The organism is Pelagicoccus mobilis, assembly GCF_016595505.1.
Taxonomy (GTDB): domain Bacteria; phylum Verrucomicrobiota; class Verrucomicrobiia; order Opitutales; family Opitutaceae; genus Pelagicoccus; species Pelagicoccus mobilis.
The window spans coordinates 25,795-43,941 of record NZ_JAENIL010000055.1 but is presented as its reverse complement, the minus strand read 5'-3'; the positions used below and the strand labels follow the sequence as shown (position 1 = coordinate 43,941).

Sequence of the window (18,147 nt, the reverse complement as noted above, 5' to 3'; positions counted from 1 at the left end):
CAGATTTTCAAAATGAACAGAGCTCGATTTTTCGGAACAGTAGTGGTTTGCTCACTACTCGGTTTAGTTTTACATGGGACCGCTTTCTCAAACGAACGGCCCAACGTAATCCTGATTATGGCTGACGATCTCGGTTATGGAGATACAGGCTTTAACGGTAATACGCTGATAAATACCCAGCACATGGATCGACTTGCGGAACGCGGAGTCGTTTTGACGCATTTTTACTCCGGCAACTCCGTTTGTTCTCCAACCCGGGCGACCTGTTTGACGGGCCGTCACCACGACCGGATGGGGATTTGGACAGCCAACGCTGGGCATTTGCCAAACGAAGAGATTACGCTGGCTCGGATGTTGAAGGAGAAAGGCTATGCAACAGGGCATTTTGGAAAGTGGCATCTAGGCACGCTCAGTAAGACCGAGTCCTCCAAAGGGGCTAAGCGAAAGCCCGCACTGAATTTTGCTCCACCTTGGTTGCGTGACTATGATGCTTCCTTCGTTACTGAGTCGGCCGTATCTACTTGGGATCCTGGCCTAGGAAAGCGGGCGATTGGGAATCCGTTTTACGAGAACGGTGTCGCGGTTGATGGGGAGGATGAGAGTTTAAGAGGAGGAGCTGCCCGAGTGGTAGTGGATCGAATGGTACCATTCATCGAAGATGCGGCTGAGGAAGGAAAGCCGTTCTTCACTGTCTGTTGGTTCCATGCACCACATGAGGATATTGCGGCCGGTCCCGAGTACTTAAAAATGTATGAAGGCCACGCTGAGGGTGCTCACTACTATGGCTGTATCACGGAAATGGATGAGCAGGTCGGTCGGATTGTGGATACACTCGAAAAGACAGGTCAATTTGAAAACACACTCATTTTCTTTTGCAGCGACAATGGACCAGAAGGTAAGGAGGCCAAAGGGCGTCGCATGGGAGTGACCGATGGCTTGCGGGGGCGTAAACGGGCGTTGCACGACGGTGGAGTGCGGGTGCCAGCCTTTGCGGTTTGGCCGGGTAAGATTGAAGCGGGAACACGTAACGATTCGATCCTCACCACTCTGGATTACTTTCCGACGATTGCTGATATTGTTGGGTATGAGATGCCAGATGATCGCCCGATTGATGGTGAAAACGTTTTGGATATTTTGCAGGGCGAACGAGAGTGGCGCTCTAAGTCGATCCCGTTCCGTTTTAGTTCCAAGAACAGCTCGATCATCCGGGGCAAGTACAAGCTGCTGCTACCCGAGCACGAACTCTACGATTTGTCGAAAGATCGCGCTGAGCGAAAGAACCTCGCCAACATGAAACCGGAACTCGTGTCCGAGATGAAAAAGGAGTTGGCTTCATTCTTCGAAAGCGTGGAGAAGAGTCACGCGGGAGGCGACTATCTAGGAGACTCGTACAAGCCGGTGGATAAGTGGCGTCCATTGCGAACAGAGCCACAAATGAAGAATTAGATGTGGATCGGGAGACTGACTGTCGATTTTGGGACCGCAAGCTGTGTGGCTCGATGACTCTGTCCTGCTGGGAGTTAGGATAGGCATGTAGGCTTATGGATGTAGCGGCTTCGTTATAGCGTTTAAGGGGGCTTCAGGTTCGTCTTACTTGGATCGGTGTTGTAGACGGTAATCTAGGTTTCTGTAGCAGTTGCCTAAAACAACCTATAACAAATACCTACTCAAAGCATCAGTTCGAAGTAGCACTATGAAACTGAAACACCTGTCCTTTAAACGTGAATACGTTGGCCTATCCCTCTTGTTGGGCCTCGCTCTTCCTCTCGGCATGAATGGCCAAGAGAGTAAACAACCAGATGCCTTCGAGCCGAGCTGGATGTCTCTGCGGAAGCACCATACTCCAGAGTGGTTTGATGGTTTGAAGCTTGGCATCTACTGCCACTGGGGATTCCAGGCTGTGCAGACTCAATTCGAGGATGAGGAGCTTTCGCGTCTAGAGGCGATCGAACGTTGGAAAGGCGAGAACTTCGATGCGAAGGAGTGGGTGGACCTGTTCCAGGCAGCTGGAGCGCAGTTTGGAGGACCTGTTGCTTGGCATGGCAGCGGCATTTTGAATTGGGATAGCGACCTGACGGATTGGGATTCGGTCGAGAAGGGCCCTGGAATCGATATCTATGGGGACCTGGCGGCTGAGTTGAGGGAACGAGATATGAAGGTGATCAACTCCTTTCATACGAACAATATCTGGGGAGTCATGTGGGGACGGATGGCCTGGGATAACGAAACCCACCTCGATCCGCGTGAGGACAACTCCGCTTATGCGACCTCCAATCAAGGTCGGATAGGCGATGACATCTTTGATTCGTGGTTCGATCGGATTTCGGAAGCGATCCACAAGTACCAGCCGGACATGGTCTGGCTTGATACCGGTTTCGGCAGCACTGTTGGAAAGCACTTAAAGGGGCATGCGATCGAGGGGCGTTTGCTGCCAGACGCCGACAATGAAGTTCTCGGAATCCGCGAGGCATACCAAAAGAAGCTGATCGCTCACTATTTCAACAAAGGTCTGGAGTGGGGCAAGGAGGTCGAGGTTATCTACAAGACCTTTGATCTTCCGCCGGGAGTAGGGGTGCGTGATATCGAGAACGGTAGCCTCGTTGGTTTGCAGTACGACCCTTGGATGGCCGACATCAATCTGATGCACCATGATCACTATCCGGCCCCTTGGTTCTACAATCCGAAGAATCGGGTGAAGTCTGCAAACCACCTGGTGGATTTGCTGGTCGATATGGTCAGCAAGAATGGGCGTATCCTGCTAAATGTCCCGCCTAAGCCGGATGGTACGTTTTCGGAGGAGATCAAGCTTGAGCTATATGGCCTGGGTGACTGGTTGAAGGTCAATGGAGAAGCGATTTACGATACTATGCCATGGCACTTCTTCGGCGAAGGGCCGACCGAGGAAACCTATCCGGGGCACCACGCCCACGGTAAGTGGGGTGTCCCTGACAAGCATATCCCGAACTGGACAAAGGAGGATATACGTTTCACCCAAAACGAGGAGGCTCTTTATGCGATCGTGATGGATTGGCCGGGTGAGGAGCTGCGTATTCGAACTTTGGGTTCACGAGGGAAACTCTATCCTGGCGAGATCGAATCGGTGAGCTTGCTAGGTCACGACGGAGTGCTCGAGTGGGAGCACACGCCGGACGCCTTGCTGGTGAAGATGCCAGAGGAGCGACCGTGTGAGCATGCGTTCTCCTTGAAGGTCGTGCGTCGGTAGCTAGGGCTAGGGTCGCATAACTGTGGGTCGCCGCGCCGAGGCGACATTGGCTTCACTTAACGATGGCGGGTCGGCGCCCCGCCCTACAGTGGGGCCTAGGCAAGTAGGCATCCGCTGTAACTGTTGACCTGTTGTAGCGTTTAAGCGTGCGGTAGACTCGCCACTTTGTGGGGCATTAGATGCTATTGAGACCACTGCCCCTATGAAGACGTTTATCGCTGCACTCTTACTTGCTCTGGTTGGAAGCCCGTTGGGTTTCGCGCAAATCAAGGAGTCGAATTCTAATGGAAAGAAGGATGTTGTCCGATGCCAGCAGTGGGAAGTCGTCGATCTCGTCTACAAGCTGGGACGAGACGTCTTCGATCCTTTTGAAGTTAAGGCCTATGCCGTGGTCGAGGACAGTGCTGACACTCAGCGTATCCCACTTTTCTACAATGGGGATGACGAGTGGGTTTTCCGTTACTCGAGTGCTACGGTGGGCGAGAAGCGTTTCGCGATTGAGTCTGAGCTCGAGGACCTGAATGGAAAGAAGGGGAGGATTCTCGTAAGCGAGAATCAGAAGGATGACCGGCATGGCGGTATTGTACTGAGCGAGGAGCATCCCGACCGCCTCTTCTACGAGGATGGAACGCATTACTTCAATCTGGCATTCGAATGCGATTGGTTATTCGCCCTCGATTACGGAAATGGGAACATCAAGAAGACCGAGCATCTACTGTCATTGTTGAATCAATACGGGTTCAATCAGATCGTGATGAACGTTTACTCCTATGACGTTTCTTGGCCTAAGGATCCGCGATTGGCGGAGAATCCGCACCATGAGTTTGGTGGACGTGAAGACATTTTTCCATTTCTCGGATCGAACTCGGACTCTGACTACAGCTCCTTAAACGTCGAGTTCTTCCGGCACTTCGACAAGGTGATTTCTGAGATGCATGAGAACGAGATAGTGAGCCATCTCATGATCTACGTTTGGAACAAGCTGGTCGCTTGGCCAGAAATGGAGTCCGAGGCGGACAATCGCTACTACGATTATGTGATCAAGCGCTACCAGGCGTTTCCCAATATCGTTTGGGATGTATCCAAGGAAGCGCTGCACCGAACACGGGCAACCAAGGAGTATATTTCAGAACGGATAGAGCGTACTAGACGGGTGGATTCCTACGATCGTCTGGTATCTGTGCACGACTACGGGTTTTGTCGGAACCATCCGGATGAGGTGGATTTCATCTCGATGCAGAATTGGAAACACACCCTCTACCAACATATGCTCGAGGCGAAAAACGAGTTTCCGAAAATGCCGATCTTCAACATCGAGCACGGTGGGTATGAAGAATCGCCTTATGTTGTTTTCCCAGGAGCGTACGCGAATGCGGAGGCGTGTTTACGGAGAAACTACATGTGCTTGTTTGCGGGCGGATACACGACCTACTACTGGCAAGGAGCATCTTGGAATGCTCTGATTTACAATCCATACGAGCAACCGGATGACTTCATTAAGCCAAAGTTCGAGTACTTCACGCATATGCGGAAGCTTTTCGATACTGTTGGATTCGAGAACTGTGAACCGTATCCACGAGGAAATTCCAGTGGATACAACCTGACGAACAAAGAAGACGGAATCATCATGCTCTATGTGCCCAAGGAGAATCACTACGCTTCGCCGAAGGTTCAAATCTCGCGCGATTTCAACTACGAGAACGCGACTCAGCAGTGGTTCAATACCTTGACCGGCGAGTTCACTGAAGAGGTTCCCTATGTATACAAGGATCTCGGTTTCTGGGATTGGCGTCCCTGGCGTTACGAGGCGGATGCCATTTTCATCGTTAGAGGATTGGAGGCGAAATAGGGAAGTTTCGAAGGTGGGGCGGCCGAGAATGCCGAGAGAAAGACATCCTCTCTTGCATTTTGCTCTATTTGTTTAAAAACTAAATTAATTAGACGCTAGAGTTATGGACCGCACCAGATAGCAAATCAGTGAAGGAGCTGCGCGACGCGGTCTGGACCCAGGTCCAACCCTACATAACCAGATAACTAGACTATTTATGAACAAGCTCGTACCCCTGACTTTGCTTGGCGCTTTTGCCCTGCAGTTGTCTGCGAAACCGCCAATTACCCAAGGTGAGACGGATCCCGTCATGCTGGATCTCGATCCGTACATGATCGAAGCTCTGCGCGGAGGTGTTGAAGGGACGGACGACACGATTCCCCCTGGACGCTTCGGTTCGGAGGGAAGTCTGATTGATCTGCTCGAAGAGCCCACGTTTCGCAAGTTGATCAAGAAACACGATCTCAAGCTGTTTAATGGTCCGATGGTCGGGGCGGTGACTTCGAGTTCGGCTCGATTCTGGGTTCGTACAGCGGGTGAGGCGGAGTTTAAGGTTGTGATAGGAGAGCTTAGTTCCGAAGCGGTGAAAACGACCGCCAGTAGCGATTTTACGGGAGTGGTTACGGTTGAGGGGCTCAATCCACTTACTGAATACGAATACACAGTGGTTTTGGACGGTAAGGTGATCGCCGATGAAACCTACCGTTTTCAGACCTATCCGGAGAAAGGGACTAAGGAACGCTATTCGGTAGCGTTTGGCGCTTGTTCTCGTTACGTGCCGGTACACGAAGGGATCTGGCGGACGATGGCTGGGACCGAGCCATTGGCTTACCTTGGCTTGGGGGATAATGTTTACATCGACGCGACTGAGCGGCGTGATGTGCAGAGGCTTCACTACTATCGCCGCATGTTGAGGGAGGAGTACCGGGAGTTTATCGCAGGAACAGCCATGTACGCGGTTTGGGATGATCACGATATCGGAGCTAACGATTGCGCCGGTGGTCCCGGTCTAGAAAAGCCTTGGAAGCTCCCAAACCTAGAAGTGTTTCAGCAGAATTGGAACAATCCATTTTATAGTCACGACCCGAAGGTTCCCGGCACCTGGCACAATTTCACCGTGGGCGATGTCGAGTTTTTCATGTTGGACGGGCGTTTCTATCGTACCGATCGTAAGGACAAAACAGATACATCCAATACCATGCTTGGGGAAGAGCAGAAGCTCTGGTTATTGGAGTCTCTGCGGAAATCTACGGCTACCTTTAAGGTGCTCTGCTCCGGAACCATGTGGCATGATCTTGCGGACAAGGGAGGGGCTGACTCTTGGGCTGGCAAACACTACAAAGCGGAACGCGATGAGATCTTCGATTTCATCAACGCGCAGAAGATCGATGGAGTCGTGCTGCTCGCAGGGGATAGGCATCGAACGGATCTTTGGAAAACTGAGAGGGCGGATGGATACCCGCTTTACGAGTTTCTCTCTGCAAAAGTAACCAATATCCACACCCACAATACGCGTAAACAAGCTGAGTGGTCCTACAATATCGGGAATTTTTGGGGGGAGTTGGATTTCGATTTTTCCACGGATGATCCGACGATTACCTTTAAAGCCATCAACCAAGATGGAGAAGTCGTTCGAGCGACTACGCTTGAACTAAGCCACCTGAGTCACAAATTGTAGGGCGGGGCGCTGACCCGCCTCCATTGTCGCCTCGACGCGGCGACCTACAGTTTTTTAGAGTCGTGAGCTAAGATAAACCCCAACCCCGAGTGTTCATGCGATTGTATCTAATTATTCTATACTCTCTTATCTCTGCCTTTTTTGTATCGGGCAGCGATAAGCCGAACATTATCTTCATCCTGGTCGATGACATGGGTTATAGTGACATTGGCTGCTATGGCGGAGAAGTTGCCACCCCGCACTTAGATAGTCTCGCTGAGAATGGACTTCGCTTTACTCAAATGCACAACACGTCCAAGTGCTTTCCGACTCGGGCGTGCCTATTGACAGGGCTCTATGCCCAGCAAAACGGGATGCATGCGAAGTACAAACGCTTCACTAATTCAGTAACGCTGGGCGAGGTCTTAAAGGGGGCGGGTTACCGGACTTTGGCCTCCGGCAAACATCACTCGCAAGAGTCCTTGTTCGACCGCGGGTTCGATCGCTACTTCGGTTTGCTCGATGGGGCGACGAATCACTTCAACCCCGGGGTGCAACGCGAAGGGGAGGTGGACCCTGCTCGCAAGACCATCAATGGACGGGGCTGGGCGATCGATGATAAAACGCTTCGTCCCTACACGCCTCCAGAAAAGGACTTCTACTCGACGGATTCCTATACTGATTACGCTCTTGATTACCTGGAAGAGTACAAAGGGGAGGATAAGCCTTTCTTTCTCTATCTGTCCTACACGGCTCCGCATGATCCGTTGCACGCCTGGCCTGAGGATATTGCCAAGTATTTGGATACATACGAAGTTGGCTATGAAACGATCCGCTCTGCTCGTTACGAGAAGATGAAGCGATTAGGGCTTGTAGATGAGCTCTCGCCGCTTTCGGAAGCCACTCACGGAAAATGGGATTCGCTGAGTGATCGTCAGCGTAAAATCGAAGTCCGAAAGATGGCAGTCTATGCGGCGATGATCGACCGAGTGGATCAGAACATCGGTCGGCTTATTGCGAAACTCAAAGAGTTGGGCGAGTTTGAGAATACGATGATCATGTTTGCCTCAGACAACGGGAGTTCGGCTGAGAACGCTGAGAAACAGGGCAATAAGGAAACGCCACGTGTCGAAGATGGGAACGATATCGAGCTGATTGGAACCATGGGTTACTGGGCGTCCTTGTTAGAGGATTGGGCGAATGTTTCAAACACGCCGTTTCGTCGTTACAAAGTGAATAGCTACCAAGGTGGGCTTTGTACGCCGTTCGTGGTACATTGGCCGGCTGGAATTGAGGCGAAGCCCGGTTCGATCAACTCCACTTTCACCGGGCATTTCATAGACGTGATGCCTACCTTGCTTGAGATTACAGGAGCCGAGTACCCAAGCGAGCATAGGGGAGAACATGTTTTCCCTATGGCTGGGGAGAGCTTTCTATCCCAGCTCAAGGGAGAAGAGTCGCAACGGAGCTCACCTTTATTCTGGCAATGGAAGAAGACCAAAGCGGTCCGCCACGAAAAATGGAAAGCCCTTGATAATGGAAAGGGCTGGGAGCTCTACGATATGTCTCAGGATTTAACCGAAACCGTGAACCTAGCCGAACAGTATCCAGAAAAGCTAACTCAGTTGATCGGCATGCACGAAGCCTGGTATGCTTCAACTCCAGCAGGAAAGGAATAGGTATGCCTCGATTACGTCTTTTATTAATGGCCCTAGGGTTTGCTCTATGCTCGCTTGGAGTCGCTGAAATCAAAGCTGAGGTCTTCCTGGCAAACGGAATTAAAATCGGCGAAGTCGATTCGAACTCCGCTATCGTATGGACCCGCCTAACTCAATTTTCTGATCGGAATCTGAAGGGATTATCCTGGGGGGATAATGAGTCTTTGCCGGCAGGCAAATCGCTGGAGGAGATGGAGTACTCGGTTCCTGGAGCAAGGGGAGACGTTAAAGTCGACTGGTGGCTTGAAGGCGTAAGAGTTGGTGGATCTGGCTGGGGCGCTGTCGATCCCCAAAAAGATTTTACCTCACAGATCAAACTCAGCGACTTGTTACCTGATCAGGAGTATCGTGTCGCTGTGTATTCACGAACGCCAGACGGAGCACCAGGGCAGACCATCAAAGGGCGATTCCGCACTGCTCCCTCTGAGAATGAAGCTGAACCGGTTCGTTTTACGGTTGTCTCTTGCCAGGAGTTTAGCCGCAGGGACGATAAGCCAAACGGTCACACCATCTATTCGACAATGCTGGATGTGGATCCGGATTTTTTTGTGCATACCGGGGACATTGTCTACTACGACTACAAACGTTCGAATCCCAAGGCACGGAATTCTGAGCTCGCCCGCTACAAATGGAACCGAATGTATTCCTTACCTTATCAGAAAGCCTTCCACAATCAGGTGTCATCCTACTTTATCAAAGATGACCATGATACAGTGAAAAACGATAGTACCCCTGGTGATCGATACGGAGATCTCACTTGGGATCAAGGCTTGTGGATATTTCGCGAGCAAGTGCCAATGGGTAAGGAAACCTATCGCACGGTTCGATGGGGTAAAGACCTGCAGATTTGGTTGGTTGAGGGGCGCGACTTTCGAAGTCCAAACGATGCACCCGATGGTCCTGAGAAGACGATTTGGGGAGAAGAGCAGAAACAGTGGTTTTTTGAATCGGTTAAGAAGTCGGATGCAACCTTTCGTATCCTGATAAGCCCTACGCCTGTTGTGGGACCTGATCGAGGAAACAAGTTCGACAATCACGCGAACGTCAATTTTTCCCACGAAGGGAATGAAATACGAACCTTCATTTCGAAGCAGAGGAACATGTTCGTTATCTGCGGCGATCGGCACTGGCAGTACGTTTCACAAGATACTGAGACGGGAGTGAGGGAATACGCCTGCGGCTCAGCCTCTGATCAACACGCAGGTGGTTACAGCGAAGACCGGAGAACTCCAATGCATGAGTACTTGAAGGTGCGAGGCGGTTTTTTATCGGTCCAAATCAAGCGAGAGAATGGCAGGGCCCAGGCTGTTTTAACGCACCACGGAGTGGATGGTCAGGTGTTAAATCGAGATGTTTTGGAAGCTGAGACGGTGGAGGATTGATTCGGCTGTTTGTTTACACTGCGTGCAGGGTGCTTCCTTTGTGCCATTTTCCCTTAATGAGCGTCACCTTGGGGTGTTCGGAGAATCCTTTTTGGTTGAGGGCAATTTGCTGGGCGAGGAATTCCACAGCGTAGCGACCGGTGTAGAATGAATTTTGGTCCAAGCCTGACAGGTCTTTGAGTTGAACTCGTAGTTTTGGATCTTCGATTTGTGAAATATAGTAGACGTTAGACTCTCGGGAGAGGGTGGCGAATCCGTAATCTTTGCCGCAGGTGAGACCTTCTTCGTGAAGCGCTTTGATGCAGTCGATATTCTGGCTGAGGAGAGCTGTAGGTTTGTATACGGAAAACCACTTCAAGAAACGGTCTCGATTGAACTTTCCCTCGTAGGCTGGGATCTTCTCTTGATCCTTGTTTAGGTCCAGAAACATGAGGTGAGCGGCTTTCCAGCGGTGTTGAACGCGCTCTTTCATGTCCTCCATTATGAAGCCGATCCGCTTGTGACCTTGGTTCGCGACTTCCTCGAGGGAGTTGAAAATAGCGGAATAGTGGTTGAGCGAGATTCGATTGATGAATTCGTGATCGATGCTGTATCCGAAGGTGATTGTCGCAAATTGCGTGAGGTCCAGGTCCAGCGAATCATCTAGCGAGAATATTGGAGGGATGAGAACGCCTTCGATCCCGCGGTGTTGGAGCACCGAAGTCAGTCGTTTGCCGGAAAGACTCTCCAAGGTCATATTGAAGTATTCAAGACGGTAGCCCAGCTCTGCAGCACGTTCACGGGCACCGAGCAGATAGTTGTGGTAAACGGGGTGTTTATCGAGCTGGATTTCTTCTGAATAGCGGGTCACGTAGGCGAGCGCGGCGACCGGTTTGTCAGCCCGCTTCTTCTTCAAGTAGCCCATCACATTTGAGATTCTTGGGTCGGGAGTGTAGCCGAGCTCCTTGGCTGCCTTCTTAACGCGGTCACGGGTCGACTGGGCAAGGCGAGGGTGGTCCTTGAGAGCCATTGATACGGTGCTCAAGGCGAGCCCTAAGTGTTTGGCGAGATCTCGCAGGGTTGGTTTGGAATCTGACATGGGGAAAGGGAGTGAAGTGACAGTAGTGCATTACGTATCGCGATCAATTTAATTGTCGAACTGTTCAATAAAACTTGGTTTGCGGACCATCGGTTTGTGCCAAAGAAGATTTCGAGTGCGCTGTAAGTGTGAAGCGAATACGAGAACACAAAATAATACCCCAATCTTTGAGAACTGAGAAACACCCTAAGCCACAGGGTGCAGTTGCCTCGTCATGGGTGGGATCTTTGTACTCATTCATCTTGGGCTTTGTAGGCGTAGTGCGGGACGTCGCGCCTGAAATTTCCGAGGAGGATTTGTTGAAAACTTCCAAGACCGCCGCGGGACCAATCGTAAATTTCCCGACATGTTAGCTAGAAAATTTATCCCTAAGGACAAAAAGTGCATAAGATCGCTTGAAAAGAGCGAAAAATGAATAGAGCCAAAGTTGTTATTCTAACGAATCTGTTTAATTTCTCTAATCACTAGGCTAACCCCAGCCGCGTTACCCATAGTTAGCACCCCAACCCAATACCCCCATTAAAACATTTTGGCGTAAGTGAATCTCTTCGCCGTTTTCTTTACCCCATATCAATCAAACTGAACCAAGTCAGTTGCTGCTGATCTTTCAGCCGATCTCTCGGTCGCCCGTCGAGGTCGATAGCAACTCTTCCCTTCAGTTTGAATCATCGCAGCACGTAGAGGTGTATTCTTACACAGGATACGTGAGCGAGTGTTTCTAACCCAACCTACAAACACCTATGCGAACAAAGACTACCTGGTGTCCCCAGAGGACTGTTCCGGTAATGCTTGCGGGCATTTTGCCGTTTACCATCTCGATTGCTCAGGATGGAACTGAAGATAACGAAATATTCGAACTTTCACCTTTCAGCGTCGAAGCGAGCGACAACGAAGGGTATCGAGCCCAGAACACTCTTGCGGGAACCCGCTTGAAATCAAACCTGGGCGATATCGCGTCATCAATCTCGGTTTTCACCGAAGAGTTCCTTGATGATATTGGAGCGACCAATATCCAGGATGCTTACTTGTACTCCGTTAACACGGAGAATGAGAATGAGTATTCATCTAATGATACGGAGGGGCATGGTGTATCCTCCACCAATTCAAGCCGCGTAAGAGGCTTGGTCGCGAGCACGACTACGCGAGGGTTCTTCGATACCCGTTTTCGTGCGGATACCTACAACTCAGAACGTTTCACTCTCGCACGGGGGCCAAACTCCATTCTGTACGGTATCGGAAGTCCGGCTGGCTTGATGAACGCGACTCTGAAGAAGGCGCGTACCAATGAAGATTCCTACGAAGTGGAATACCGGTTCGACTCTGAGGATGGAAATCGGGTGATGGTCGATTTCAACAAGGTGCTGATCGAGGATAAGTTGGCGATTCGCTTTGCTGCAGTGGAGCAGGAGATCGAGACGTGGAAGGATCCGGAAATCGACGACGAAGCTCGGCGTTATGGAGCGTTGACCTTCAGACCCACCGAAAACACCACGATCAGTGCGAATTACGAGCACATGAAGAACACGCGGTCCAAGGCTCGTGGGCGTCTGGCGAAGGAGGAGATCAAGCAATGGGAAGCTGCAGGTCGGCCATTCATCGATTCCTTCAACGATCGTGTGACTTATGACAATGGTGCCACTTGGGTTGACGAGCTGGTTATTCCATCGGGCTACGGATTAGCTCGTGAAGGGCAGACGATAGCGGTAAGCGCTCTGCAAGAGCCCGAGCAACACGCTCTCGGCTTCAATCGCGATTCAGGTTCAAAGTTTCGTAGTGGTGAAAGCCGTACCTATATGCATGGGCATCTCGATCTCGATCCCTCGGCGTTCTCCGTGATCGAGGATCCGGAAACACGGGCGATTTACGAGGGCCTTGGTTACCAAGGTCTCATCTTCTTGGATTCTGCGATCACTGTGGGTGACCCGGATCCGAATGTGCCTTTCCGGACGTTCACACCCGAAGACACGCTTGTTCCGACTAACTTCAACATTCATGGCCTTACGTCTGCGACTGACTTCAAGGGCGAGAATTACGGAGCCAGTATCGAGCATCGTTTTACCGATGATTTGTATGTCGAACTCGCGGTGAACCACGAGGAGTGGAGTCGCTATTTCGTCGACCCAATTCGTGGCGAAAATGCGATCGTGTATGTAGATATCAATTACTACATTCCGCTCTGGAGACTCAACCGCACCGTTGGCGGACCGGACAATCCATCCTATAACTGGGCCTCACGTCCGAACCGAAACCAGGATAAGCTTCGGGACGGTGATGGAGAGTTCGTTCTCATTGAAAATCCGAACGTAGGTCGTTACTACACGGAAGGACAGCTGATCGGCTTCCACGAGACGATCGACCAGGACAATCTTCGTTTTACCGCCTCGTACGAGATGGATTTCACTGAGCAAAACAAGCACCTCGGTCGGCATGCGCTCGCGGTACTTTATCAGAAGGATGAGATCGAGCAGTTTCAGCGTAAGCTGAGAGCGTTCAACGCATTCGACTATAAGCTGAGTAATGGTAATAACCTCTCCGATATCGGCGACGGTCAGAACAATTTGCTGAATCGCTACTACATCGATTTTCCGGGTATGCCACTCACCGGCGGTGAAAACAGTATCCGTTATCCAGGGCGTTACGAACTGCAGGATCCAGACTTCTGGCCACAGGTCATCGGTGGCTTTTCTGGGGATGGGCGTCCTATCCTCAACCGTCGCGAGATTGAGGGTAAGATGGCTGTGCTGCAAAGCCGTTTCATGGACAATCGGCTGATCACTACCTTTGGAGTCAGAAACGATGAGGAAACCCAGTTTGGTACTCGCGATCCGGCGACGATTCGCGACGAACGTGGTGAGTACCAGCCGGACCCGATTCCAGACGACCCTTACTACTCGGACGATGGCACAACTCGGACCAAGGGTGTTGTTTTCAAGGCAACTGATTGGCTGAGCCTCTTCTACAACGAGTCAGATAGCTACCTGCCGCAAGGTCAGTATCAGTCTGTATTGGGAGGTTCACTACCTCCAGCAAATGGTGAGGGTGAGGATTACGGGTTCATGTTGAACTTGCTCGAAGGAAAGCTCTTTACCCGTGTGAGCTGGTATGAGCAGACAGCCTTTGGCGCTCTTGAGTTCGACTGGATCTACAATCGCACACGTTTCACCGTTATCCGAAATTCGAATCGTTGGATCGAGGACTTCTGGGAAGAGCTGACCCCCGAGAATTTTGGAGGCGTTGCCGATCCAGCTTTGGATGACCGTAAACAGTGGGCTGCGGACCTCGGTCTTTCATTCGAAAACGATTATTCGCCAGAAGGGATCGAGTTTACCGACTTCACTCGCATGACGCGCGACTATGAATCCGAGGGAATGGAAGTAGAGCTACACGCGAAGCCTTTGGAGAATTGGGACGTCGTTCTGACCTTCGGGAAAAACGAGTCCAAGAATCTCAACTCTTTGCCATATACGTTACAGGCGATCGATCAGCGAATCGATGTATGGGAAAAGTACTACAACTTGCCAAAGAACCCAACCGATGCGGATTTCTATGGTCCGTCGGTTGAGATCGATGGCGTCATGGTTGATGGTTTTGCAAACGTAAGCAACGATACCGTTGATTGGAATCCAAGCTACCTTGCCGACCCGAGCGATCAGTGGGCGATCAACCGTACGGATTCCATCGGAAACAACAACCTCGTGCATCCGAATGGCCTAGCGCTTGTGGCTTTGGCGCGTGAGGAGGTCGGAACTGCCAATACGCGTTCACGCAAGTATCGCACCAACCTGATAACGAATTACCGATTTAACGATGGTAAGTTCAAGGGACTTGGTATTGGAGGCGCGGTTCGTTGGCGCTCAGAGTCAGCGATTGGATACATGGGTAAGACCAATCCGATAAACCCGGCGTCTTTCACTCTGGTGCCTGATATTACGCGCCCCATCTGGGGTGAAGAGCTGTGGGACTTCGACGCATGGGTGAAGTATCGTCACTCTTTTACGGTCGCTGATCGTGAGATCGATTGGCGTATTCAACTGAACGTCAAAAACCTCTTCGACGACAACGACATCTACCCGGTCGTGGCGCACACAGATGGTTCGATACTCCAGTGGGAACAGAAGGCTCCGCGTACCTGGATGATCACGAACTCATTCGAATTCTAGAAAACCTCTTATGTTGAATTAATCTGACAAGTGAGGCGCTCAGGTAGCGCCTCACTTTTTTTGAAAAGAAGCGGCAACATATTGCAAAAATCCGGCGGACTGAGAGTATCAACCCGATCCCGTGGTCCAACCCAAACAACCCCTTGAGAACTTTAATTCTACCAGTCCTTAGCCTGCTGTTTTTAGCAGCGTGCTCTCCCGATCCACAGTCGGTTTCGAACAAGAAATCATCGTCACAAAAGTCTTCGAATGACTCCAGCCTTTCTCTCTTCACTCCGGAACCGATCGGCCGAGAGTTTTCTGGACGACCTTGGATTACCGATCTGGCAATTGTCGACTTAGATAAGGATGGATTGCTCGACGTCTTGATTTGTGAAGGGAAAGAGAATCGTGTGGCTTGGGTACGGCAGAGCTCCCTAGGCGTTTACGAAGAGCAAGTAGTGGGTGATTCGATACAGGGGCCTGCTCATGTCGAAGCCGCGGATATCGACTTGGATGGAGACTTAGACATCCTCGTTGCCAGCATGGGGGTGATCTTCCCGAACAATCAGCGGATTGGCTCGGTTATCGTTCTCGAGCAGACCGACGCACTGACCTTTGAGAAACGGGTATTGGCTGAAGGGGTAGATCGTGTAACGGACGTTCAGGCAGCTGACCTCGATCTCGATGGAGATATGGATCTATCTATCGCTAAATTTGGATACGATCAGGGTGAGATCAGCTGGATGGAGAATTTAGGTAACTGGGAATTTAAGGATGAATCATTGCTCGATCTTTCCGGTGGAATACATGCCCCAGTGGCCGATTTTGATAGTGATGGACTGCCGGACATCGCCGCCTTGGTGTCTCAGGAATGGGAGGAAATCCATGTTTTCAGGAATCAAGGGGAGGGGACGTTCGATGGAAGATCGGTCTATGGTTCGGCGAATGAAGACTACGGAAGCTCCGGGATTGCGATCGAAGATCTGAATCGCGATGGCTTGCCTGATATTCTCTACAGCAATGGGGATGCCTTTGATTATGCGATGCCGGGACCGCGACCCTGGCACGGTGTGCAATGGCTTGAGAATCGGAAAAATGGATACTTCAAGTTTCATAGAATCGGAGAGTTGGCGGGAGCTTATAGTCCGATTGCCGTGGATATCGATGAAGATGGAGACTTGGACGTCGTTGCGGTCAGTGGTTTCAATTTCTGGGATCGTCCGAATTCGGTCTCTATGGCGTATTTTGAGAATGATGGTGCCTTTCGCTTCACGATGAAACCGTTGGCAAGGACGCCGACTCACTTGATCGTAGTAGAAGCGGCGGACATGGACCAAGACGGCAAGGTGGAGCTCGTGACGGGATCTTTTCACGCGTATCCGCCGTACGAGAAAATTGCCCGCTTAACCCTTTGGGACCGCTAGAAAATGAGTCGCAGTTATTCGAAAGGTCTTATCGCTGTTCTCTCCATCATGGGAGCTCTTATCCTCTGTTCCTGTGCCCCGAATGTTCAGCCTGTAAAAGAGCAATACGGTATCCAGAACGCGGATTCCTATAACCAAACGTTTCAGGAGGAGTATGAATCCTTGATAAAGGCAGTCGCCAAACGTCCGAATGATTCAGAGCCTCTCGAGGCCTTGGCCTATTTTTATCACGCCAATCTTTTGCTGAAGGAGTCGCAGACTGTCTATGCGTCGTTATTTGCATTTCCCGATAGCAAGGCGAAATGGCACTATTACGCGGGACGCATCGCGCTTGACTTGGGGGACCAAGAGAGGGCCTTGGAGCATCTGAATGAGGCGGTAGCTAGGGATGATCGCTATGGCTTAAGCCATTTTTATCTGGGGGAGGTTTTCCTGAAACTAGGTGAGTTGGAGAAAGCGGAATCGTCCTACCGAAGCTACCTGGAGATAGGGACGGAAAAGGCTTACGGATTCATTGGGCTCGGGAGGGTAGAGATCGCTCGCAAGCAGTGGTCGCAGGCAGAGGGCCTGCTGCTAAACTCACTGAGGGAGGATTCTAAGATCGTATCCGCTTATTCCTTGCTAACGAACATCTATCGCAGAATGGGGCGTGAAGATCAGCTCAAACGTGTCGAACGAGCTGCGTTGAACGGGGAGCGCTATCATCAGCCAAGGGACGAGTGGATGGAGGAACTCTACCCGTTTTGCCTAGAGCCGTATCGCCTCAGTGTGATCGCTAGCATACTAGAGGCGAGTGGACGCGAAAGGGAGGGGATCGAGTTCTTGCAGAAGGCTGTTTCGCTGTCTCCTGAAAATTCACGACTGGTATTTCAGTTGGCTGAGATGCTCAAGAAGAGCGACCCATCCGAAGAGGTGACTGAACTTTTGCTGCGAGCGATCGAGTTGGATTCAACGTATGAGAGTGCTCACTACGCCTATGTTTCGGAACTTGATTCAAACGGGGAATCCGAGGCCGCTCTGGCAGCTTCTCAGAGAGCCGTTGAGCTTGCCGGCGAGGCCTCAGGGCTCTGGAGACAGCGTGGTGTTTTGCTGGAGAAGGCGAGGGAACTGAGTGGAGCCGAGTTGGCATTCCGAAAAGCGGTGGAGATGGAGCCGACTGAATCAAAGAACCAGAGTGCTCTCGCCAATTTCCTTTGGGCTAAGAATGAGAAAGCAGAGGCGATTGTGCATTACAAAGAAGTTCGAAAGCTCTCTCCGATCGAGCCAAAGTGCCGTGCTATTTTGGCGGCTCACTATCTCGAGCAAAAGGATTTCGACGAAGCTCGAAAGTGTATTGATGAAGCGGTCGCTATCGACCCGCAGCTGGATGGCTTGACGGAGCTCAATGTGCAGCACCATCTGCTTGAGGGGAGTGCGAAGCTACTCGAGGGAGATCTTGAGGCAGCGGCACTGTCATTCGAATCAGGTCTGAAGATTGATCCCAAACATCTGGATACAATGGTGCGTCTCGTAGCCGTTTACCTCGAACAAGATGAGCTGGAGAGCGCCCGGGCAACTGCGAGAGCAGCAGTCAAACAACATCCAAGAGCGGCTATTGCTTATAGGGTGATGGCGGGAGTCGAGATGAAGGCTGGTAACGCTCAAGAAGCCCAAACGTGGATGGAGCGTGCTAGGAAGCTGCAGAAGTGACCCTTG

10 protein-coding genes are annotated in these 18,147 nt (G+C 51.1%); 9 read left to right on the top strand and 1 reads right to left on the bottom strand.

What is annotated here, in order from left to right:
- Window positions 1–12: 12 nt before the first annotated feature.
- The 6 genes from JIN87_RS22755 (at window position 13) to JIN87_RS22730 (ending at window position 9,808) form a co-directional block, all read left to right on the top strand.
- A complete protein-coding gene (locus JIN87_RS22755; protein WP_267909438.1) occupies window positions 13–1,446 on the top strand; it encodes a sulfatase family protein in 1,434 nt (477 codons plus the stop codon).
- Window positions 1,447–1,693: 247 nt separating this feature from the next.
- Window positions 1,694–3,223: an alpha-L-fucosidase gene (locus tag JIN87_RS22750; RefSeq protein ID WP_200357934.1), complete on the top strand. Its 1,530-nt coding sequence runs from the start codon at window positions 1,694–1,696 to the stop codon at window positions 3,221–3,223.
- A gap of 202 nt (window positions 3,224–3,425) precedes the next feature.
- On the top strand, window positions 3,426–5,072 hold the full coding sequence (locus JIN87_RS22745; RefSeq protein ID WP_200357933.1) for an apiosidase-like domain-containing protein: 1,647 nt from the start codon (window positions 3,426–3,428) through the stop codon (window positions 5,070–5,072).
- A gap of 196 nt (window positions 5,073–5,268) precedes the next feature.
- A complete protein-coding gene (locus JIN87_RS22740) occupies window positions 5,269–6,729 on the top strand; it encodes an alkaline phosphatase D family protein (protein ID WP_200357932.1) in 1,461 nt (486 codons plus the stop codon).
- A gap of 95 nt (window positions 6,730–6,824) precedes the next feature.
- On the top strand, window positions 6,825–8,387 hold the full coding sequence (locus JIN87_RS22735; RefSeq protein WP_200357931.1) for an arylsulfatase: 1,563 nt from the start codon (window positions 6,825–6,827) through the stop codon (window positions 8,385–8,387).
- A gap of 2 nt (window positions 8,388–8,389) precedes the next feature.
- Entirely contained in the window at window positions 8,390–9,808 is a 1,419-nt protein-coding gene (locus JIN87_RS22730; RefSeq protein WP_200357930.1) for an alkaline phosphatase D family protein, read from the top strand.
- A 13-nt stretch (window positions 9,809–9,821) separates the two neighbouring features.
- On the opposite strand, the gene JIN87_RS22725 is transcribed toward JIN87_RS22730, so the two are convergent.
- On the bottom strand, window positions 9,822–10,886 hold the full coding sequence (locus tag JIN87_RS22725) for a LacI family DNA-binding transcriptional regulator (RefSeq protein WP_200357929.1): 1,065 nt from the start codon (window positions 10,884–10,886) through the stop codon (window positions 9,822–9,824).
- A gap of 740 nt (window positions 10,887–11,626) precedes the next feature.
- Between JIN87_RS22725 and JIN87_RS22720 the strand changes: the two genes are divergently transcribed.
- The 3 genes from JIN87_RS22720 (at window position 11,627) to JIN87_RS22710 (ending at window position 18,141) form a co-directional block, all read left to right on the top strand.
- Entirely contained in the window at window positions 11,627–15,046 is a 3,420-nt protein-coding gene (locus tag JIN87_RS22720; RefSeq protein WP_200357928.1) for a TonB-dependent receptor plug domain-containing protein, read from the top strand.
- A 143-nt stretch (window positions 15,047–15,189) separates the two neighbouring features.
- Window positions 15,190–16,452 carry an FG-GAP repeat domain-containing protein gene (locus JIN87_RS22715; RefSeq protein WP_200357927.1) on the top strand — a complete coding sequence of 421 codons (1,263 nt, stop codon included), beginning with the start codon at window positions 15,190–15,192 and terminating at the stop codon, window positions 16,450–16,452.
- Between the two features lie 3 nt (window positions 16,453–16,455).
- Window positions 16,456–18,141, top strand: coding sequence for a tetratricopeptide repeat protein (locus JIN87_RS22710; protein WP_200357926.1), 1,686 nt, complete (start codon window positions 16,456–16,458; stop codon window positions 18,139–18,141).
- The last annotated feature ends 6 nt before the right edge of the window (window positions 18,142–18,147 follow it).

What these genes read in the sequence shown, in the direction of transcription:
- JIN87_RS22730 (WP_200357930.1), top strand. Translation starts at nt 8,390, where the DNA reads ATGCCTCGATTACGTCTTTTATTAATGGCCCTAGGGTTTGCTCTATGC.
- JIN87_RS22755 (WP_267909438.1), top strand. Translation starts at nt 13, where the DNA reads ATGAACAGAGCTCGATTTTTCGGAACAGTAGTGGTTTGCTCACTACTC.
- JIN87_RS22725 (WP_200357929.1), bottom strand. Translation starts at nt 10,886, where the DNA reads ATGTCAGATTCCAAACCAACCCTGCGAGATCTCGCCAAACACTTAGGG.
- JIN87_RS22750 (WP_200357934.1), top strand. Translation starts at nt 1,694, where the DNA reads ATGAAACTGAAACACCTGTCCTTTAAACGTGAATACGTTGGCCTATCC.
- JIN87_RS22720 (WP_200357928.1), top strand. Translation starts at nt 11,627, where the DNA reads ATGCGAACAAAGACTACCTGGTGTCCCCAGAGGACTGTTCCGGTAATG.
- JIN87_RS22745 (WP_200357933.1), top strand. Translation starts at nt 3,426, where the DNA reads ATGAAGACGTTTATCGCTGCACTCTTACTTGCTCTGGTTGGAAGCCCG.
- JIN87_RS22740 (WP_200357932.1), top strand. Translation starts at nt 5,269, where the DNA reads ATGAACAAGCTCGTACCCCTGACTTTGCTTGGCGCTTTTGCCCTGCAG.
- JIN87_RS22735 (WP_200357931.1), top strand. Translation starts at nt 6,825, where the DNA reads ATGCGATTGTATCTAATTATTCTATACTCTCTTATCTCTGCCTTTTTT.
- JIN87_RS22710 (WP_200357926.1), top strand. Translation starts at nt 16,456, where the DNA reads ATGAGTCGCAGTTATTCGAAAGGTCTTATCGCTGTTCTCTCCATCATG.